The organism is Micromonospora sp. WMMD1076, assembly GCF_029581475.1.
In the GTDB taxonomy this organism is placed as follows: domain Bacteria; phylum Actinomycetota; class Actinomycetes; order Mycobacteriales; family Micromonosporaceae; genus Micromonospora; species Micromonospora aurantiaca.
Window position 1 is genome coordinate 2,516,096 of sequence record NZ_CP120862.1, and the last position, 18,244, is coordinate 2,534,339.

At 72.9% G+C, this 18,244-nt stretch carries 20 protein-coding genes; 10 read left to right on the forward strand and 10 right to left on the reverse strand.

Features of this window, described 5'->3' with window-relative positions:
• Positions 1 to 987: an RNA polymerase sigma factor SigB gene (gene sigB, locus O7622_RS12260; protein ID WP_282313465.1), complete on the reverse strand. Its 987-nt coding sequence runs from the start codon at positions 985 to 987 to the stop codon at positions 1 to 3.
• Between the two features lie 219 nt (positions 988 to 1,206).
• Here sigB and O7622_RS12265 point away from each other — a divergent pair, with 219 nt between their 5' ends.
• Positions 1,207 to 1,995, forward strand: coding sequence for a sporulation protein (locus O7622_RS12265; protein ID WP_282314116.1), 789 nt, complete (start codon positions 1,207 to 1,209; stop codon positions 1,993 to 1,995).
• Here O7622_RS12265 and dtd read toward each other — a convergent pair.
• Positions 1,992 to 2,414 carry a D-aminoacyl-tRNA deacylase gene (gene dtd, locus O7622_RS12270; RefSeq protein ID WP_282313466.1) on the reverse strand — a complete coding sequence of 141 codons (423 nt, stop codon included), beginning with the start codon at positions 2,412 to 2,414 and terminating at the stop codon, positions 1,992 to 1,994. The two genes, O7622_RS12265 and dtd, sit on opposite strands and share 4 nt — an antisense overlap.
• Positions 2,414 to 3,898, reverse strand: coding sequence for a methyltransferase (locus tag O7622_RS12275; RefSeq protein ID WP_282313467.1), 1,485 nt, complete (start codon positions 3,896 to 3,898; stop codon positions 2,414 to 2,416). Before O7622_RS12275 ends, dtd begins: the two co-directional genes overlap by 1 nt.
• Positions 3,899 to 4,077: 179 nt before the next feature.
• Here O7622_RS12275 and O7622_RS12280 point away from each other — a divergent pair, with 179 nt between their 5' ends.
• The 3 genes from O7622_RS12280 to O7622_RS12290 all read left to right on the forward strand — a co-directional run bounded on the left by O7622_RS12280 (position 4,078) and on the right by O7622_RS12290 (position 7,306).
• Positions 4,078 to 5,298 (forward strand): S8 family peptidase, encoded by a 1,221-nt coding sequence (locus O7622_RS12280; protein WP_282313468.1) that lies wholly within the window; start codon positions 4,078 to 4,080, stop codon positions 5,296 to 5,298.
• A 118-nt stretch (positions 5,299 to 5,416) separates the two neighbouring features.
• Complete coding sequence (locus O7622_RS12285; protein ID WP_282313469.1) at positions 5,417 to 6,001, forward strand: HhH-GPD-type base excision DNA repair protein; 585 nt, start codon at positions 5,417 to 5,419, stop codon at positions 5,999 to 6,001.
• A gap of 72 nt (positions 6,002 to 6,073) precedes the next feature.
• Positions 6,074 to 7,306 carry a low temperature requirement protein A gene (locus tag O7622_RS12290; RefSeq protein ID WP_282313470.1) on the forward strand — a complete coding sequence of 411 codons (1,233 nt, stop codon included), beginning with the start codon at positions 6,074 to 6,076 and terminating at the stop codon, positions 7,304 to 7,306.
• 4 nt (positions 7,307 to 7,310) lie between these two features.
• Here O7622_RS12290 and O7622_RS12295 read toward each other — a convergent pair whose 3' ends face one another.
• Together O7622_RS12295 and O7622_RS12300 are read right to left on the reverse strand one after the other, a co-directional pair.
• Positions 7,311 to 7,622 carry a hypothetical protein gene (locus O7622_RS12295; RefSeq protein WP_013284778.1) on the reverse strand — a complete coding sequence of 104 codons (312 nt, stop codon included), beginning with the start codon at positions 7,620 to 7,622 and terminating at the stop codon, positions 7,311 to 7,313.
• Positions 7,612 to 7,923 (reverse strand): hypothetical protein, encoded by a 312-nt coding sequence (locus O7622_RS12300; RefSeq protein ID WP_282313471.1) that lies wholly within the window; start codon positions 7,921 to 7,923, stop codon positions 7,612 to 7,614. Before O7622_RS12300 ends, O7622_RS12295 begins: the two co-directional genes overlap by 11 nt.
• Before the next feature lie 105 nt (positions 7,924 to 8,028).
• Here O7622_RS12300 and O7622_RS12305 point away from each other — a divergent pair, with 105 nt between their 5' ends.
• A complete protein-coding gene (locus O7622_RS12305; RefSeq protein WP_282314117.1) occupies positions 8,029 to 8,385 on the forward strand; it encodes a DUF3099 domain-containing protein in 357 nt (118 codons plus the stop codon).
• Positions 8,386 to 8,424: 39 nt separating this feature from the next.
• On the opposite strand, the gene O7622_RS12310 is transcribed toward O7622_RS12305, so the two are convergent.
• Positions 8,425 to 9,336, reverse strand: coding sequence for a sugar kinase (locus O7622_RS12310; RefSeq protein ID WP_282314118.1), 912 nt, complete (start codon positions 9,334 to 9,336; stop codon positions 8,425 to 8,427).
• A gap of 206 nt (positions 9,337 to 9,542) precedes the next feature.
• On the reverse strand, positions 9,543 to 10,484 hold the full coding sequence (locus O7622_RS12315; RefSeq protein WP_282313472.1) for a pseudouridine-5'-phosphate glycosidase: 942 nt from the start codon (positions 10,482 to 10,484) through the stop codon (positions 9,543 to 9,545).
• 88 nt (positions 10,485 to 10,572) lie between these two features.
• Here O7622_RS12315 and O7622_RS12320 point away from each other — a divergent pair, with 88 nt between their 5' ends.
• From O7622_RS12320 to O7622_RS12330, 3 genes are all read left to right on the forward strand, one after another.
• Positions 10,573 to 10,791, forward strand: coding sequence for a DUF3039 domain-containing protein (locus O7622_RS12320; protein ID WP_013284783.1), 219 nt, complete (start codon positions 10,573 to 10,575; stop codon positions 10,789 to 10,791).
• 40 nt (positions 10,792 to 10,831) lie between these two features.
• Entirely contained in the window at positions 10,832 to 11,512 is a 681-nt protein-coding gene (locus O7622_RS12325; protein WP_282313473.1) for a TRIC cation channel family protein, read from the forward strand.
• 160 nt (positions 11,513 to 11,672) lie between these two features.
• Positions 11,673 to 13,394, forward strand: a complete 1,722-nt coding sequence (locus O7622_RS12330) for a DEAD/DEAH box helicase (protein ID WP_282314119.1) — start codon at positions 11,673 to 11,675, stop codon at positions 13,392 to 13,394.
• A 153-nt stretch (positions 13,395 to 13,547) separates the two neighbouring features.
• Here O7622_RS12330 and O7622_RS12335 read toward each other — a convergent pair whose 3' ends face one another.
• Positions 13,548 to 13,781: a hypothetical protein gene (locus O7622_RS12335; protein ID WP_013284786.1), complete on the reverse strand. Its 234-nt coding sequence runs from the start codon at positions 13,779 to 13,781 to the stop codon at positions 13,548 to 13,550.
• A gap of 244 nt (positions 13,782 to 14,025) precedes the next feature.
• Positions 14,026 to 15,627 (reverse strand): RNA polymerase sigma factor, encoded by a 1,602-nt coding sequence (locus O7622_RS12340; protein ID WP_282313474.1) that lies wholly within the window; start codon positions 15,625 to 15,627, stop codon positions 14,026 to 14,028.
• A 285-nt stretch (positions 15,628 to 15,912) separates the two neighbouring features.
• Between O7622_RS12340 and O7622_RS12345 the strand changes: the two genes are divergently transcribed.
• Positions 15,913 to 16,734 (forward strand): inositol monophosphatase family protein, encoded by an 822-nt coding sequence (locus tag O7622_RS12345; RefSeq protein ID WP_282313475.1) that lies wholly within the window; start codon positions 15,913 to 15,915, stop codon positions 16,732 to 16,734.
• Positions 16,735 to 16,803: 69 nt separating this feature from the next.
• Here O7622_RS12345 and O7622_RS12350 read toward each other — a convergent pair whose 3' ends face one another.
• The gene (locus O7622_RS12350) at positions 16,804 to 17,319 is read right to left on the reverse strand and encodes a LytR C-terminal domain-containing protein (protein ID WP_282314120.1); all 516 of its coding nucleotides are present in this window, start codon (positions 17,317 to 17,319) and stop codon (positions 16,804 to 16,806) included.
• Positions 17,320 to 17,757: 438 nt separating this feature from the next.
• Here O7622_RS12350 and O7622_RS12355 point away from each other — a divergent pair, with 438 nt between their 5' ends.
• A complete protein-coding gene (locus O7622_RS12355) occupies positions 17,758 to 18,054 on the forward strand; it encodes a DUF4193 domain-containing protein (RefSeq protein ID WP_013284790.1) in 297 nt (98 codons plus the stop codon).
• Positions 18,055 to 18,244: the final 190 nt, after the last annotated feature.

The window sequence follows — 18,244 nt, forward strand, 5'->3', positions numbered from 1 at the left end:
TCAGCAGGCGTACGCCTCCAGCCGGTTCGCCCGCTCCGGGTCGCGCAGCTTGAGCAGCGTGACCTTCTCGATCTGCCGGATCCGCTCCCGGGACAGGCCGAACTCGCGGCCGACCTCGTCCAGCGTGCGCTGCCGGCCGTCGTCCAGGCCGAAGCGCAGCCGGATCACCGCCTGCTCCCGCTGGGACAGCGTGGCCAGCACGATGCGGACCTCGTTGCGCAGCTCGCCGTTCGTGGCGGCGTCGCCCGGCTCGGCACGCGGGTCGACAGCGGCGACGAAGTCGCCGAGCGCGCTCTCCCCGTCCTCGCCGACGGCCTGGTCCAGGCTGACCGGCTCCCGGTCGTAGGAGATCAGCTCGATCACCTGGAACTCGGGGACCTCCAGCGCCACGGCCACCTCGCTCACTGTGGGCTCGCGGCCGAGCGTCACCGACAGCTCGCGGCGCACCCGGACCATCCGGTTCACCTGCTCGACCATGTGCACCGGGATGCGGATGGTGCGGGCCTGGTCGGCCATGGCGCGGGTGATGGCCTGGCGGATCCACCAGGTGGCGTAGGTGGAGAACTTGTAGCCCTTGGTGTAGTCGAACTTCTCGACCGCGCGGATGAGGCCGAGGTTGCCCTCCTGGATGAGGTCGAGGAAGGCCATGCCGCGACCGGTGTAGCGCTTGGCGATGCTCACCACCAGCCGCAGGTTCGCCTCCAGCAGGTGGTCCTTGGCGGCGCGGCCCTCGGCCGCGATCAGCACCAGGTCCGCGTGCAACTCGGCGGAGACGGGGGTGCAGGTGGCCAGCTTCTCCTCGGCGAAGAGGCCGGCCTCGATCCGCTTGCTCAGCTCGACCTCCTGCGCCGCGGTGAGCAGCTTGGTGCGGCCGATGCCGTTCAGGTACGCCCGGACCAGGTCGGTGGAGACGCCGCGCTCGTCGGTGGCGTCGAGGTCCGTGAGGGTGACGTCCATGTCCTGGTGCTCGATCATCTGCTGGGTCATCTCTGTTCTCCCCGTGTCCGACGTGCCTACCGGTCCCGTGCCGCCCACGCGGTGGTGGCCGATGACAACAGCTTGGCGGTCGGGGCGTGAGACGGGAGTGAGGCGATCGGAGACCCGACAGGAATCCTCGTCGGAATCCGGCGTTCCCTTGCCCGGCGCGGTTACCGTGCCACCGACCGGCCGTCGGGGCCGGCACGGCACTGACGATCGGAGAACGTGGTGGTCTTCAAGCGGCTCATGCAGGCGATGGGTGTGGGCGGACCGTCGGTGGAGACGGTGCTGGCCAACCCGAACTGCCGCCCCGGCGGCGAGCTGACGGGCCGGATCCAGGTGGTCGGCGGCGACCACCCGGTGGACGTGAGCTACATCGCACTCGGCCTGGTCACGCGGGTCGAGGTGGAGAGCTCCGACACCGAGTACGACGTCAACCAGGAATTCGGCCGGGCCCAGGTGACCGGCGCGTTCCGGCTGGAGCCGGGGCAGCGGCACGACGTGCCGTTCCGCTTCCAGGTGCCCTGGGAGACGCCGCTGACCGACCTGTACGGCCAGCACCTGCACGGCATGACGATGGGTCTGCGTACCGAGCTGGAGGTGGCTCGGGCGATGGACAAGGGCGACCTGGACCCGGTGGCGGTGCACCCGCTGCCGGCCCACGAGCGGCTGCTGGAGGCGCTGCTACGGCTGGGCTTCCGGTTCGCGCGGGCCGACGTCGAGCGTGGACACATCTACGGCCTGCACCAGCAGCTGCCCTTCTACCAGGAGATCGAGTTCTACCCGGCGCCGCAGTACGCGGGCGCGATGAACCAGTTGGAGGTCACCTTCGTGACCGATCCGCGCCAGGTCCACGTGGTGCTGGAGCTGGACAAGCGGGGCGGCCTGTTCACCGAGGGCCGGGACGCGTTCGGCCGGTTCACTGTGGACCACGCGACGGCGGACCGGACGGACTGGGCCGCCCAGCTCGACGGCTGGCTGCGTCAGTCGCTGTCCCGCCGGGGGCTGTTCTTCTAGAGGTCGAGCACGAGGGTCCGGGGGCCGACGTTGACGCTCTCCACCAGCATGTGGGCGCGGAAGCGGCCGGTCTCCACCTTCGCGCCCCGGGCGCGCAACTGCTCGACCACGGCCTCCACCAGGGGTTCGGCCACCTCGGCGGGCGCGGCGGCGGTCCAGCTCGGCCGCCGGCCCTTGCGGGCGTCGCCGTAGAGCGTGAACTGGCTGACCACGAGCAGCGGCGCCCCGACGTCCACGGCGCTGCGCTCGTCGTCGAGGATACGCAGCTCGTGCAGCTTGCGGGCCATGGTGGCGGCCACCTGCGGGGTGTCGGTGTGGGTGACCCCGAGCAGCACCAGCAGGCCGTCGGCGATCTCACCGGTCACCTCGTCGTCGACTGTCACCCGGGCCCGGCCGACGGTCTGCACCACCGCCCGCATCAGTCGGTCACCGGCTCGACGATGCCGCGCTCGACCAGGTGCGCCACGATCGGTCCGGCCGCCTCGGCCAGCTCGTCCGGGGCCACGTCGTGCGCGGCGGCCAGCAGGGCGAGCTGGTCGCGCAGCGGCAGCCGGCCGTCGGCGCCGCCGACCAGGGCGAGCACCAGCGGGTCGATCTCCTCGGACCAGCGCAGCCCGCGCGGCATGGCCAGGACCTGCCGGTCCACCGCCCAGCCGTCGTCGCCCATGGTGGCCTCCTGCCGGAGCTGGAGCCCGTCGGCGGCGCGGTAGCGGGCGGCCAGCAGGCCCTCGGTGTCCCGGGTGCGCAGCCAGTCCTGCCGGGCGAACCACTCGCCGATCCGGTCGCCCAGCGGCGGCTCGACCCGCTGGCGCAGGTCCTCCACCCGGACGACGGGCTGTTCGTGGCCGGAGCGGCGCAGCGAGACGATGCCGAAGCCGATCGCCTCGACCTTGTGCGCGTCGAACCAGTCCAGCCAGGCCGCCATCCGCTGCGGGTCGGCGCTCTCGCCGACGTCGGTGAGCCACAGGTTCACGTACGCCATCGGGTCGGCCACCTCGCGCTGGATCACCCAGGCGTCCAGGCCGGTGCCGGCGAACCAGCCGGTGACCCGCTCGGCCCAGTCCTCGCCGGTGACGTGCACCCAGTTCGCCAGGTACTGCATGGTGCCGCCCTCGGTGAGCAGATCCGGCGCGGCCGCGGCCAGCTCCGCGCCGATCGCGTCGCCGACCCGACCGGAGTCCCGGTAGACGTGCGTGGTGGTGCCCGGGCCGACCACGAACGGCGGGTTGCTGACCACCAGGTCGAAGCGACGTCCGGCCACCGGCGCGACCATGTCCCCGCGTAGCAGCTCCCAGTCCTGACCGTTGAGCGCGGCGGTGGTCGCGGCGAACCGCAGCGCCCGCTCGGAGACGTCGGTGGCGGTGACCCGGCGGGCGTGGGTGCCCAGGTGCAGCGCCTGGACGCCGGAGCCGGTGCCGAGGTCGAGCGCGGTGTCCACGGCCGGGCGGACGGCCGCCGAGATCAGCGTCTGGGTGGCGCCACCGATGCCCAGCACGTGCTCGGCGTGCAGCGGGCGCCCGGGCCGCGCGCTGGCCGGCACGTCGGCGAGCACCCACCAGTCGTCCCCGTACGGCTCCAGGTCGACCCCGGCGCGCAGGCCGTCGCCGTGCCGCTCCACGATGCCCCCGGCCAGTGCCTCGTCCAGGGCGAGCGGGGCCAGCGCGGCGGCCACCGCCGTCTCCGGCTCGGTCTGGTCGCAGATGAAGACGCGGATCAGCGTGGCCAGCCGGTCTCGGTCCTCGGTGGCGCGCAGCGCGGCCCGGTAGTCGTTGCGGGCCACCGCGCCGGTGCCCTGCGGGCCCAGGCGGTCGGCGATCCCGTTGGCGGTGAAGCGGGCGAGCGTGAGCGCGGTGCGCAGCGCGTCGACCCCGGCGGGGGAGAGCAGCATGTCGTGACGGTCCACGTGCTCATCCTGCCTCGGGCGCGGTCCGGCGTGGCGCGCACCCGCCGATCCATAACGTGGACCGTATCTATCGGCAACTATCTCTTTCATGTATATCGATCTCTGGTTAGCATTCCTGACAACATCCGTCGATGGGGCGATCCGGCCACAAACCGGGCCGCCCGGTAGGGAGCCAGACGATGCCCGACGTGTCCCTTCCCCGGCGGCGCGCGCTGCGTGCGCTCGCCGTCACGGCCGCCGCCGCGGCCTTCGCCGCCGCCGCCTCCACGCCCGCTCTCGCCGCGCCCACCGGGGAGATCCGGTACGCCGGCACCGCGGACGCCGTCAGTGGCAGCTACGTGGTCGTGCTCAAGGGCGACGCGGTCGGCACGGCGAACACCCTCGCCGCCCGTACCGCCGTCCCGGACCGGGCCGCCGGCCTGGCCAAGCGCTACGGCGGCAACGTCGGCACGGTGTGGAGCTCCGCTCTCACCGGCTACAGCGCGAAGATGACCCCCGCCCAGGCCCGCCGCCTGGCCGCCGACCCGGCCGTCGCGTACGTCGAGCAGGACCGCGTGATGACCACCCAGGGCACCCAGACCGGCGCCACCTGGGGCCTGGACCGGATCGACCAGCGCAACCTGCCGCTGAACGGCACCTTCACCTACCCGAACACCGCCAGCAACGTGCGCGCCTACATCATCGACACGGGCATCCGCACCACGCACACCGACTTCGGTGGCCGGGCCACCTGGGGCACCAACACGGTGGACACCAACAACACCGACTGCAACGGCCACGGCACGCACGTCGCCGGCACGGTCGGCGGCACCAGGTACGGCGTGGCCAAGGGCGTGCGCCTGGTGGCCGTCAAGGTGCTCAACTGCTCCGGCAGCGGCACCACCGCCGGCGTGATCAGCGGCGTCAACTGGGTCACCTCGAACGCGGTGAAGCCGGCCGTGGCCAACATGAGCCTCGGCGGCGGCGCCAGCACCACGCTGGACAACGCGGTCGCCAACTCGATCAACTCCGGCATCACGTACGCGCTCGCGGCCGGCAACTCCAGCGCCAACGCGTGCAACTCCTCGCCGGCCCGGGTCGCCTCGGCGATCACCGTCGGCTCGACCACCAGCACCGACGCGCGGTCGTCCTTCTCCAACTACGGCTCCTGCGTGGACATCTTCGCCCCGGGTTCGTCGATCACCTCGGCGTGGCGTACCAGCGACACCGCCACCAACACGATCAGCGGCACCTCGATGGCGTCCCCGCACGTGGCCGGCGCGGCGGCGCTCGTCCTGTCCGCGAACACCTCGTACACCCCGGCTCAGGTGGCCAGCTACCTGACCAGCAACGCCACCACCGGGAAGGTGACCAGCCCGGGCTCGGGCTCGCCGAACCGGCTGCTCTTCGTCGTCAACTGACGACACGGGTGACCTGACCACACCGTGGGCCGCGGCCCGGTGGACCTCCCAGGGGTCCGCCGGGCCGCGTCACGTCGTCGGGGAGTCGCCGCACCGGACCGGCGTACGGCGCGGCACTATGGTTCCCATGACGCTGTCACTGCCCATCGACCCGCAGGCGAACGAGCTGCTGGACCGCAACCCGCTGGCCCTGCTCCTCGGCATGGTGCTGGACCAGCAGGTGCCGATGGAGAAGGCGTTCTCCTCCCCGTACGTGCTGGCGCAGCGGCTCGGCCACGAGCCCGACGCCGCGGAACTGGCCGGATACGACCCGGAGGCGCTGGTGGAGATCTTCGCCCGGCCGCCCGCGCTGCACCGGTTCCCGAAGGCGATGGCGGCCCGCGTGCAGGAGGTGTGCCGGGCGCTCGTCGAGCGCTACGACGGCGACCCGGCCCGGCTCTGGTCCGACGTGACCGACGGCCGGGAGCTGCTGCGCCGGGTGGGTGAGCTGCCCGGGTTCGGTCGGCAGAAGGCGCAGATCTTCGTCGCGCTGCTCGGCAAGCGGTTCGGGATCACCCCGGACGGCTGGCGCGAGGCGGCCGGCGACTACGGCGACGCGGACGCCCACCGTTCGGTGGCGGACGTGACCGATCCCGAGTCGCTGCGCCGGGTACGCGAGTTCAAGCAGCGGATGAAGGCGGAGGCGAAGGCCGCGAAGGGCTGATCCGCCGCACGCCGCCGCAACCGGCCCGCCGCCCCTGTCGTTGGTCGCCAGGACGGGGGACGGGGGCGGACGATGACCGAGCAGCGGGGCGGGGCGCTGCTGCGGAGCGCCTCCAGCCCGGGGCGGGCCACGTTCCTGGAGCTCTTCTTCGACCTGGTCTTCGTGTTCGCGCTGACCCGGGTCTCCCAGCGGCTGATCAACGGCGTCGACGGCTCCGCCGGCGCGGTGGCCGCCGACGTGGGCAGGACCCTGCTGCTGTTCCTGGTGCTCTGGCAGGTCTGGACGATCACCACCTGGGTCACCAGCCGGTACGAGCCGGAGCGCACCGTCATCCAGGCGGTGGTGGTCGGCACCATGTTCGGCAGCCTGGTGCTGGGGGTCACGCTACCCCGCGCACTGGAGGAGCGGGCGCTGCCGTTCGCGCTCGCGTACGTGGTGGTGATGGCCGGTCGGCCGTTGGTGATCGCGGTGGCGTTGCGCGGCCACCCGCGGCGTCTGGTCCCGCTGCGGCTTGCCGTCTGGGCGGGGGCCAGCGCCCCGCTGTGGCTCGCCGGCGCGCTGATGCCCGGCCCCCGCCTGGCGCTGTGGGTCGTCGCGCTGGCGGTGGACCGCCTCGGCACGTTCCTGGGCTGGCCGCTGCCGTGGATCGGGGCGTCGCGCATCCGGCAGTGGCTCGTCACCGGGGAACACCTCGCCGAGCGCTACCAGCAGATCTTCCTCATCGCGCTCGGCGAGTCGATCCTGGTGATCGGCGTGACGTACAGCGGGAAGGAGTTCTCCGGCGAGGCGGCGGTGGCGTTCACGATCTCGTTCGTGATCACCGCCCTGCTCTGGCGGATCTACTTCTACCGGGCCGGTCACCTGCTCGCGGAGGCGCTGCGGACGGCCGGCACGCCGGGGCGGCTGGCCGAGTCGGCGGCGCAGACCCATCTGTTCATGGTGCTCGGGGTGCTCAGCGCCGCTGTCGGTTACGAGCTGGTCATCGCCCACCCGTACGACACCGCCCGGCCGAGCTGGCTGGTCTTCGTGGTGGGCGGCCCGGCGCTGTTCCTGGCCGCCCGCGCCCGTTTCGAGTACGAGATCTTCGGCCGGGTGTCCCGCCCCCGGCTGGCCGGGCTGCTGGCCCTGGTGCTGCTCCTGCCCGCGCTGGCGACCGTGCCGGCGATGTTCGCGCTCGCCGCGGTGGCCCTCGTGCTGGCGCTCGTCGCGTCCGCCGACGCGCGCCGGGCCCGGCACCGGCCGCCGGAGCGCTCCGCCTCGCCGATCGGGCGGGAGACGCTCGGCGAGGCCGGCCCGGAGGCGTGAGCCGTCAGGCGGCGGTCGGGCGGGACAGCGACGCCAGCGCGCGGCGTACGTCGGCCAGCGAGACGGTGGCCGAGTCGTCCAGGTCGGCCAAACCGGCCTCGATCCACTGCCGCATCAGCGTGGTCACCCCGATGCCGCGCGCGTCGGCGGCGGCGCGGACCCGCTCGTACGTCTCCAGCGGGAGCCGGACCGACCGGCTGACCATCGGCACGTCGGTGTCGGGAGTGGGCAGCTGCGCCGGTGACGTGTCGTCGATCAGGTCGGCGAACGCGTCGCCTCCGGCGTGGAACCGCTTGGTCGCCTCGTCACGGTGCATCGTGACCGCCTCCTCGTCGGCGTGGGTCCCGCACCGCCTCGTCGTAGCGCTTGGCCTCGACGTCGCTCAGTTCGCGGGCGGAGAGGATGTCCCAGTCGTTGTCGGTGCCGTCGGCCTCGGCCAGCAGCACGGCGAGCCGCCGGCCCCGGTGGTCGGTGGCGTAGACCACCATCACGTCGTCGCCGAGGTGGCGGATGACCCGGCGCTTGCTGTGCAGGGCCTCCCAGACTTCCCCCGGTGTGACGTCGTAGATCCGCAGGTTCGCCAGCGCCTCGTCGGTGAAGCTGAACCGGTTGGGCACGGGCGAAGCGTACCACGCACGTAACACGCACCGGCTGTCACGAATTTCGCCGATCATCCGTCCGGAGTGACAGGATGGGCCCTATCCCCTCGTAGGAGGTCCGTGGTGAAGCGTCAGGCGTACCAGCCGATCCTGATCACCGACGCCCCGCGCAGCCAGGACGACCAGCTCAACAGCCGGCAGAAGCGGTACGTGCTGATGATGGCCATCCGGGTCGCGTGTCTGGTGGCCGGCGCGATCCTGGTCGGCGCGAAGGCCCCGCTGCTCTGGCTCTGGCTGCCGCTGTGCGCGCTCGGCATGGTGCTCGTGCCCTGGCTCGCGGTGCTGCTGGCGAACGACCGGCCGCCCAAGGAGGAGCACCGGCTGGCGAACCGGTTCCAGAACCGGCGCCGTGAGGAGCCCGTGCCCACGGCTCTGACCGCCGAGGAGACCCCGCATAAGATCATCGACGCCGAGCCCTGACCGGCCCGGGCGGAGCACCACCCGGACCGGCCGCCGGCGTCAGGGCGCCGGGCGGGCGCCCACTGTCGTCACGGCGAGCGCGCCCAGGTCACCGGCCCGGGCCAGCGCCGCACGCGGATCGGCCCCGGCCATCCACGCGGTGAGCAGCCCGGCCGCGAACGCGTCCCCGGCACCCGTCACGTCCACCACGTCCACCCCGGGCGCAGGGGCGAACTCCACCACACCGCCGCGCTCCACCCACACCGCGCCCGCCGCGCCGCGCTTGACCACCACCCGGTGCGCCACAGCCGTGAGCGCCCGCGCCTGCGCCGCCGGGTCCAGCCCGCCGGCCAGCACCGTCGCCTCGTCCGTGTTGACCAGCAGCAGGTCGACGTCGCGTACCCAGGTCAGGAACGCGCCGCCGACGCGCCGCAGCGGCGCCGCGGACGCCGCGTCGACGCTGACTGTCAGCCCGCGCTCGCGGGCGGTGGCCAGCGCGCGCAGGCCGGCGCCGCGCGACCCGACGTCCAAGAGGGTGTACGCGGACAGGTGCAGATGCCCGGCGCCGGGCGCGGTGGCCAGCGCCGCGTCCACGTGCGCGGCGGTCAGCCGCAGGTTCGCGCCCCGCTGACTGATCATCGTGCGCTCCCCGTCGTGGGCGAGCACGATGACGGTGCCGGTCGGGTAGCCCTCGTGCCGCTCCACCGCGCAGTCGACACCGATCCGGGTCAGCTCGGCCACCCGCTCCCGGCCGGTCTCGTCGTCGCCGACGGCGGCGACGAGCGTCACCGCCGCGCCCTGCCCGGCGAGCCAGGCCGCGGTGTTCGCCGCCTGGCCGCCGCCGCTGAACCGGATCCCGGCCGCGGTGTCCGAGCCGGTCGCGAGCGGCCCGGACAGCACCGCGAGCACGTCGGTGATCACGTCGCCGACGACGACTATCCGCGGCGTCCCGCTGCTGTGCCGGTACGGCATGCCCTCACGGCCCTCGCCGCGCTCGGTGCGATCGGTCATGCGGTACCGGCCGGGCATGCCCTCACGGCCCTCGCCGCGCTCGGTGCGATCGGTCATGCCGTGCCGGCCGGGCATGCCCTCACGGCCCTCGCTGCGCTCGGTGCGATCGGTCATGCGGTACCGGCCGGGCATGCCCTCACGGCCCTCGCTGCGCTCGGTGCGATCGGTCATGCCGGAAGGGTGCCGGCGGTGCGGCGGACCGCCGCGGCGACCGCGATCCGGGCCGCGAGGTCGGCGTTGCGCAGGATGATCCGGACGTTCACCGCCAGGCTGGCGCCCTCTGTCGCGGAGTGGAAGTGCGACAGCAGGAACGGGGTGACCGCCTTGCCGGTGATCCCCTCGCGGGCCAGCGCGGCCAGGCCCTCGGCGAGCGTGCGGTCGTGCAGTGCCGGGTCGAGCTGCTCGTCGGCGGGCAGCGGGTTGGCCACCACCAGACCGCCGTGGTGCACGCCGTGCGCCGCGCGGGCGGCCAGCACGTCCGCCACCTGCTCCGGCGAATCGACCGACCAGTCCAGGTCGAAGCCCGCGTCGGTGAGGTAGAAGCCGGGGAAGCGGCGGGTGCGGTAGCCGACCACGCCCACCCCGAGCGTCTCCAGGCGCTCCAGCGTGGCGCCCACGTCGAGGATCGACTTCACCCCGGCGCAGACCACGGCGATCGGCGTCCGGGCCAGCGTGACCAGGTCGGCCGACTCGTCGAACGTCTGCGCCGCCTCCCGGTGGACGCCGCCGAGCCCGCCGGTGGCGAACACGCCGATCCCGGCCGCCGCCGCGACCGCGCTCGTGGCCGCGACTGTGGTCGCGCCGTCCGCGCCTGTCGCCGCCGCCGGGGCCAGGTCGCGGACCGAGAGCTTGCTCACGCCGTCGACGGTGGCGAGCCGGGTGAGCTGGGCGTCGTCCAGCCCCACCCGCAGCTCGCCGGCGACCATGCCGATGGTGGCCGGCACCGCCCCCGCGTCCCGTACCGCCTGCTCGATCTCGCGCGCCACCCGCAGGTTGTCCGGCCGGGGCAGCCCGTGCGAGACGATGGTGCTCTCCAACGCCACGACCGGGCGGCCGTCCCGCAGGGCGTCGGCCACCTCACTACCGAGACTGATGTGAAAGTTGGTCACGTCGGTTACCGTACGGGCCGCTTCCGGCCGGGGCCCAGGTGGACCGGGGCGGAGCGACCTGCAAAACTGGAACGCCGGAGGTGTAGTCGTGAGCACAGAGGTTCTCGAGCGTCCCGAGCTGAAGGACGCGGACACTGGTCCGGAGATGTTCCACTACGTCCGCAAGGAGAAGATCGCCGAGAGTGCCGTCATGGGCACCTACGTGGTCGCGCTCTGCGGCGAGACGTTCCCGGTCACCAAGGCGGCCAAGCCGGGCTCGCCGGTGTGCCCGAAGTGCAAGGAGATCTACGACTCGTACGCCGAGTGATCCCGGGCGGCTCCGCCGCCCCTGCACGTAGCCTGCGGCGGTGACCACCTCCACCGCCCTCCTGCTCGCCGACCTCACCGGCGTGGCGGTCTTCGCCGCCTCCGGCGCCTCCGCGGCGGTGGCGAAACGGCTCGACCTGTTCGGGGTGGTCTTCGTCGGCGTGGTCGCCGCGCTCGGCGGCGGCATCTTCCGCGACCTGGCCATCGACGAGGTGCCCCCGCTGGCGTTCGCCGACTGGCGCTACGCCGCCACCGCGGCCGTCGTCGCCGCGGCCGTGTTCTGGCTGCACCCCCAGCTCGCCCGGCTGCGCACCACCGTGCTGGTGCTGGACGCGGCGGGTCTCGGCCTGTTCACGGTCACCGGCACCCTCAAGGCCCTCGACGCCGCCGTGCCGGCGGTCGGCGCCTGCATGATCGGCATGCTCACCGCGATCGGCGGCGGGCTCGGCCGTGACCTGCTCACCGGCGAGATCCCGGTGGTGCTGCGCCGGGAGATCTACGCGCTCGCGGCGCTCGCCGGCTCGATCGCGGTGGCGGTGCTGTCGGCGTGCGGACAGGCCACCACCGTGCCGCTCACCGGCGCCGCGCTGCTCGTGTTCGGGCTGCGCCTGATCGCGCTGCGCCGCCGCTGGTCCGCCCCGGTGGCGATGCTGCGGCCGCCGCGCACCGGCACCCGGGGACCACTGCGCCGACCCGATCCACGCGGGGGCGGGCGGATGTGACAGGCGTGGCGTCGAGTGGGGCGTACGGCCCGCGCTGGTTATGCTGAGCCGGCCTTCGCGGCACGGATGCGCGAGGGCGTTTTCATGGGCGGCGGCTCCCGTGGCCCCGGTCGGGCCCGCCGCCGTCCGCGGCGGAGAGGAGCTACGCGTGCCACCGCGGATGCCGGCGCTCGACACGTTCCCGCCCCTGCGCGCCTGGCAACGCAAGGCGCTGGTGGAGTACCTGCGCCGCCGGACCGAGGACTTCACAGCGGTCGCCACGCCGGGCGCCGGTAAGACCACGTTCGCGCTGCGGATCGCCGCCGAGCTGCTCGCCGACGGCACCGTCGAGGCGGTCACCGTGGTCGCGCCGACCGAGCACCTGAAAACCCAGTGGGCGCAGGCCGCCGCCTGGGTCGGCATCCAGCTCGACGCCGCGTTCCGCAACGCCGACCTGCACTCCGCCGCCGACTTCCACGGCGCCGTGGTCACCTACGCCCAGGTCGGTATGGCGCCGCAGGTGCACCGGCGGCGCACCATGACCCGCCGCACGCTCGTCATCCTCGACGAGATCCACCACGCGGGCGACTCGCGTACCTGGGGCGACGGCGTCAAGGCGGCGTTCGAGCCCGCGGTACGCCGGCTGATGCTCACCGGTACGCCGTTCCGCTCCGACGACAACCCGATCCCGTTCGTCAGCTACGAGCGCGGCGGCGACGGGCTGCTGCGTTCCCGCGCCGACTCGGTCTACGGCTACTCCGACGCGCTGCGCGAGGGCGTGGTCCGGCCGGTGCTGTTCCTGGCGTACTCGGGGGAGACCCGGTGGCGCACGAACGCCGGCGAGGAGCTGGCCGCCCGCCTCGGCGAGCCGATGACGCAGGACCTGATCGCCCAGGCGTGGCGTACCGCGCTGGACCCGGCCGGCGACTGGATGCCGCAGGTGCTGCGCGCCGCCGACGCCCGGCTGAGCGTGCTGCGCGCCAACGGCATGCCCGACGCGGGCGGCCTGGTCATCGCCAGCGACCAGCAGGTGGCCCGCTCGTACGCGAAGCTGCTGGAGCAGGTGACCGGTGAGAAGGCCGCGGTGGTGCTCTCCGACGACCAGGGCGCGTCCGCACGGATCGCGACGTTCGCCGCCTCGCAGCAACGGTGGCTGGTCGCGGTGCGGATGGTGTCCGAGGGCGTCGACATCCCCCGGCTGGCAGTCGGCGTGTACGCGACCAGTGCCAGCACCCCGCTGTACTTCGCGCAGGCGATCGGCCGGTTCGTCCGGGCCCGCCGTTCCGGCGAGACCGCGTCGGTGTTCCTGCCCAGCGTGCCGCACCTGCTCGGGCTGGCCAGCGAGATGGAGGCCGAGCGGGACCACGTGCTCGGCAAGCCGAAGGACCGCGAGGGCTTCGACGACGAACTGCTGGAGCGCGCCCAGCGCGACGACGGCGCCAGCGGGGAGCTGGAGAAGCGCTTCGCCGCGCTCTCCGCGACCGCCGAGCTGGACCAGGTGATCTTCGACGGCGCGTCGTTCGGCACCGCCGCCCAGGCCGGCACGCCGGAGGAGGAGGAATACCTCGGTCTGCCCGGTCTGCTCACCGCCGACCAGGTCTCGCTGCTGCTGACCAAGCGGCAGGCCGAGCAACTCGCCGCGCAGAAGCGCCGGGCCGCCCAGCGGACCGCTGAGCCGGCCGCTGCGGCCCCGGCGGCGGCGCCCCCACCGATGAGTGCCGCCCAGCGCCGGGTGGCGCTACGGCGGCAGCTGAACGCCCTGGTGGCCGCCCGGCACCACCACACCGGCCAGCCGCACGGCAAGATCCACGCCGAGCTGCGCCGGCTCTGCGGCGGCCCGCCCAGCGCGCAGGCCACGATCGAGCAGCTGGAGGAGCGCATCGCCACCGTGCAGACCCTGTAAGGAAGGGCCCCTTCTTAACGCCTGCGGTAGTGCAGGGGCCCCTTCTTAACACCGTCGCGCGCACCGTGGCACCGGCACGAAAAACCGGCCGGAGGCGACCCGTGTGGGTGCCTCCGGCCGGTTATGTCGTGCTGTGGACGTTCTTGTCGGACCTCAGTTCGCCATCAGATCGGCGCCACGCCAGCTGAACTCCGGGTCCGACGCGTAGCGCACGGTGATCTTCACGAGATCCTCCGCGTACTTGTTCGCGTGGTGCCCACAGAACACCAGCTCACTCCCACCCGCCAGAGTGATCCGGAGCTTGCCGGCAGCATTGCAGCGGTCGCACCGTTCATCGGCGGCCGGGGGGCTCACCGTCTCGGGCGGCGGCGTGAGGGTCGGGGTCATCGCCTTCCTCCTCTGGTCGTCACCGATGAACACTCTCTTCGGTTGCTCACCTATCGTGCAACACCCATCTCGGGCCCTGCCTTCCCTGTGTGCCCGCGGGGGACCGAGGTCACACCTGGCGTGGAGGACAGTGTGCCGTGCACCAAGGGTGCCACGTCAACGATCACAAACAGGCAACCGAACGATCACCAAAGAGTGTTCTACGGCTGGTGATCAAACCGGCACGATTTGTTGACGTGCGCGGTCAGTCCAGGTAGTCGCGGAGCACCTGGGAACGCGAGGGGTGCCGCAACTTGGACATGGTCTTGGATTCGATCTGCCGGATGCGTTCCCGGGTCACGCCGTACACCTGGCCGATCTCGTCCAGAGTGCGCGGCTGGCCGTCGGTGAGGCCGAAACGCAGGCGCACCACGCCCGCCTCACGCTCGGACAACGTCTGCAGGACCTGCTGGAGCTGGTCCTGCAGCAGCGAGAACGACACCGCGTCGACCGCGACGACCGCCTCGGAGTCCTCGATGAAGTCGCCGAGCTGGCTGTCGCCCTCGTCGCCGATGGTCTGATCGAGCGAGATGGGCTCCCGGGCGTACTGCTGGATCTCCAGCACCTTCTCCGGTGTGATGTCCATCTCCTTGGCCAGCTCCTCCGGGGTGGGCTCGCGGCCCAGGTCCTGGAGCAGCTCGCGCTGGATGCGGCCGAGCTTGTTGATCACCTCGACCATGTGCACCGGGATGCGGATGGTGCGGGCCTGGTCGGCCATGGCGCGGGTGATGGCCTGGCGGATCCACCAGGTGGCGTAGGTGGAGAACTTGTAGCCCTTGGTGTAGTCGAACTTCTCGACCGCGCGGATGAGGCCGAGGTTGCCCTCCTGGATGAGGTCGAGGAAGGCCATGCCGCGACCGGTGTAGCGCTTGGCCAGCGAGACCACCAGGCGGAGGTTGGCCTCCAGCAGGTGGTTCTTGGCGCGCTCGCCGTCCCGGGAGATCCACATCAGGTCGCGCTGGAGGTCGCGGACCAGCTTCTCCTCGCCCTCGTCGGCGGCGCGCAGCCGCTCGGCGGCGTAGAGGCCGGCCTCGATCCGCTTGGCCAGCTCGACCTCCTGCTCGGCGTTGAGCAGCGGCACCTTGCCGATCTGCTTCAGGTACGCCCGCACGGAGTCGGCGGAGGCGGTCAGCTCGGCGTCCCGGCGCGCCTGCTTCAGCGCCTCGGACTCCTCGTCGTCCCACTCGAAGTCGTTGTCGGTGGCGGAGCTGGCCGCGTCGGCCTCGGCGGCCTGGGTCAGCTCGGCCGGCTCCTCGACCACCACGTCCTCGATCTCGGCAGCCAGCTCCTCCGGGTCGATCTCACCGTCGGCGCCCTCGGCCTTGCCGCCGGCCTTGGCCGGCTTGGCCGCGGCGGTCTTCGCCGCCACGGTGGCCTTGGTGGCGCGGGTCGCCTTGGTGGCCTTCGCCGGGGCCGCGGCCTTCGCCACGTCGGCGGTGGTGGCCTTGCGCGCGGTCGCCTTCCGGGGGGCCGGGGCGGGCGACTCCTCGGCGGCGGACGCCTGCTTCGGGGCGGGCGCGGCGGCCTTCTTGGTGGTCTTGGCCGTGGTCGCGCGGGAGGCCGGGGTGGCGGACCGGGCGGCGGCGACGCGTCGGCGGGTGCTCGCCGAGCCGTCCACCACCACCGTCACGCCCGCCTCGGAGAGCGCGCGGAGGATCTTCTTGGCCTGGGCCGGGGTCACCTCAGCGGACTCGACGGTGCGCGCGAGCTGGGCCGACGTGAGCTGGCCGCCGGCGCTCTGCGCGTGGGCGATCAGGGTGTCGGTGAGCGAGCGAACGTCGGCGCCGGTCTGGCGGGGATCTGTCACGAAGACCTTCCGGAGGCGAAAGAGCGAGCACGGCCGGGTCGTCCGGCGCAGCATGGGACGGCCGCGCCGGGCGAGTCGTTGAGGACCCCCGTGTCCCGGCCCGTCCGGTCGCTGGCGGTCCGTGGCGCGTGGGCAGGGTGAATTGTAACGCCGTCTGCCGCGATCATCCCGCGCCGCACGGCGGACCTGCGGTCGGGACCGCAGATTCGGCGCAGATGTGGACTTTGTAAGGATGATACCCGCGCACGAGACGGCCGGTCCCGATCGTGCCGGAAGGGGAGAGACATGATCACCTCGACGCCCACGGCGCGGGAGTTGCTCACGATCGCTGTCGACGTGGCCCGGGAGGCCGCCGCCACCGCGTACCGGATGCGGGTCGAGGGCGTCTCGGTGGCCGCGACCAAGAGCACGGTGACCGACGTGGTCACCGCCGCCGACCGGGCGGTGGAGCGGCAGGTGGTCGCCGCGCTGCGGCAGCGCCGGCCCGGCGACGCGGTGCTGGGCGAGGAGTACGGCGCGGGCGAGACCGGCCCGGCCGACCCCGACGGCGTGCGCTGGATCCTCGACCCGATCGACGGAACCGTGAACTACCTGTACGGGCTGCCGTACTGCGCCGTCTCGCTGGCCGCCGAGGTGGCCGGTGAGGTGGTCGCCGGCGTGGTCCGCAACATCGTCACCGGCGAGGAGTGGACCGCGACGCTCGGCGGCGGCGCCTGGCGTGACGGGCAGCGGCTGCACGGCTCCACCGCCACCGACCTCGGGCAGGCGCTCGTCGCCACCGGGTTCGGCTACGACGCCGACCGCCGGGTCCACCAGGCGCGGGTGGTGACCGAGCTGATCCCGCACATCCGGGACATCCGCCGGATGGGCGCCGCCGCGCTCGACCTCTGCCTGGCCGCCGAGGGGCGGGTGGACGCGTACTACGAGAAGGGTCTGGCCGACTGGGACCTGGCCGCGGGCGGGCTGGTCGCCCGGGAGGCCGGGCTGCTGGTGACCGGCCTGTCCGGCCGCCCGGCCGGCCCGGACCTGGTGCTCGCCGCGCCGCCGGCGCTGCACGGGCCGCTGCACGACCGGCTGGCCGACCTGGACGCCTCGGGCGGGCCGTGACGGCGCCGGACACGCGACAGGGCGGCCTCCCCCGGGGAGACCGCCCTGTGCCGTCGTTGCGCCCGTCGCCTACTTCTCGATCGGCATCGGGCAGGTCTCGGGCGGCGCCTGCGGCGCGCCCAGGTCGCCGAGCGACTGGTTGACCTCGGTGGTGGTGGCGAGCTGCTGGAACTGGTTGCCCAGGACCACGTCGACCACGTCGTCCTTGCGGTTCGCGTCGAAGGCCTGGTTGGCCTCGTTCAGGAAGTACGCGCGCAGCAGGTGCGCCGAGCCCACGGCCTTGGGCCCGAACCGCAACTGGGCCACGCCGTCGAACGCCTTCTTCTCGTTGCCGACCTTCTTGACCTGGAACTTGCGGTTACGGAAGTCGTCCGCGACGCTGCCGGCGCGGCCGGCCTCGTCGGTGGCGTTGTAGACGTTGATCTTGACGTCCTTCTGCTCCCGCAGGCGCAGGTCGACGAGCGGCCAGCCGTCCGGGCAGGCGGCCGCCGTACCGGCTGTGCCCTGACTGTCCTTCAGCACGGCGACGACCACGACGACCAGGGCGACAGCCGCCAGCAGTCCGACGACAACGAGTGCCCGCACTCGCGCAAAACTCATCCTGGGCGCTCCCCGGACAGTGATTGGGTGGTGGCGGGCGACGCGGTCGGGCCGCGACCGGTCGGCCGTCCAGTACGCCGCTGAGGTTAACGCTTGTCCGGCTCAGGCGTGGAAACAGTCCGACATACCGGCGCGCCACGCGGTGAACCGGTAGGACTACCCCTATCTTCGTGTCGCCTGAGTCACATTGGGAACAACTTCGGGCGCAGAGGCGTACATCTCTCCCGCGAGGGCGGTATACATGCCTCGCCCGCAGGGGGGTAAGGTTCCGCGCTCACCGGGGGCGTTTCACACCGGCGCGCCCGGCCCACCGTTCGTCGGGTCGGGTGCCCGACAGAGATGGTGGCCGGTCAGGGGAACCGAAACGGCGTCGTCCGGCGTTACAACCGGCAGCGACAATATCGATATTGGAGAGTGAAACCGATGGCCACCGACTACGACGCCCCGCGTCGCGACGAGGTCGACCTCGGCGAGGACAGCCTGGAAGAGCTCAAGGCCCGGCGGGTCGACTCACAGTCGGGCGCCGTGGACGTCGACGAGGCCGAGGTGGCCGAGAGCTTCGAGCTGCCCGGCGCCGATCTGGCCGACGAGGAGCTCACGGTCAAGGTCCTCCCGATGCAGCAGGACGAGTTCCGGTGCGCCCGCTGCTTCCTGGTCCACCACCGCAGCCAGCTGGCGGTCGAGCGCAACGGCGACCTGATCTGCCGCGAGTGCGTCTGATCCCGGCCGGGGACACCAGCGGCGGCCTCCTCGACGGGGCCGCCGCTGTTCGAGCCGCCGCCGTGCGCGCGTGGCCGGGAGCTGCTTGACTCGTACGGGCGGCTGCCACGCCGCGCGGAGCAGGAGGGCGGACGGGTGAGCGAGCGCAGCGAACAACCCGGCCCGGACACGCCCGGCCCGGACGTACCCG

Coding starts and splice junctions, on each gene's coding strand:
- sigB (WP_282313465.1), bottom strand. CDS start 987: ATGACCCAGCAGATGATCGAGCACCAGGACATGGACGTCACCCTCACG.
- O7622_RS12345 (WP_282313475.1), top strand. CDS start 15,913: ATGATCACCTCGACGCCCACGGCGCGGGAGTTGCTCACGATCGCTGTC.
- O7622_RS12295 (WP_013284778.1), bottom strand. CDS start 7,622: ATGCACCGTGACGAGGCGACCAAGCGGTTCCACGCCGGAGGCGACGCG.
- O7622_RS12355 (WP_013284790.1), top strand. CDS start 17,758: ATGGCCACCGACTACGACGCCCCGCGTCGCGACGAGGTCGACCTCGGC.
- O7622_RS12280 (WP_282313468.1), top strand. CDS start 4,078: ATGCCCGACGTGTCCCTTCCCCGGCGGCGCGCGCTGCGTGCGCTCGCC.
- O7622_RS12285 (WP_282313469.1), top strand. CDS start 5,417: ATGGTTCCCATGACGCTGTCACTGCCCATCGACCCGCAGGCGAACGAG.
- dtd (WP_282313466.1), bottom strand. CDS start 2,414: ATGCGGGCGGTGGTGCAGACCGTCGGCCGGGCCCGGGTGACAGTCGAC.
- O7622_RS12310 (WP_282314118.1), bottom strand. CDS start 9,336: ATGCCGTACCGGCACAGCAGCGGGACGCCGCGGATAGTCGTCGTCGGC.
- O7622_RS12335 (WP_013284786.1), bottom strand. CDS start 13,781: ATGACCCCGACCCTCACGCCGCCGCCCGAGACGGTGAGCCCCCCGGCC.
- O7622_RS12290 (WP_282313470.1), top strand. CDS start 6,074: ATGACCGAGCAGCGGGGCGGGGCGCTGCTGCGGAGCGCCTCCAGCCCG.
- O7622_RS12330 (WP_282314119.1), top strand. CDS start 11,673: ATGCCGGCGCTCGACACGTTCCCGCCCCTGCGCGCCTGGCAACGCAAG.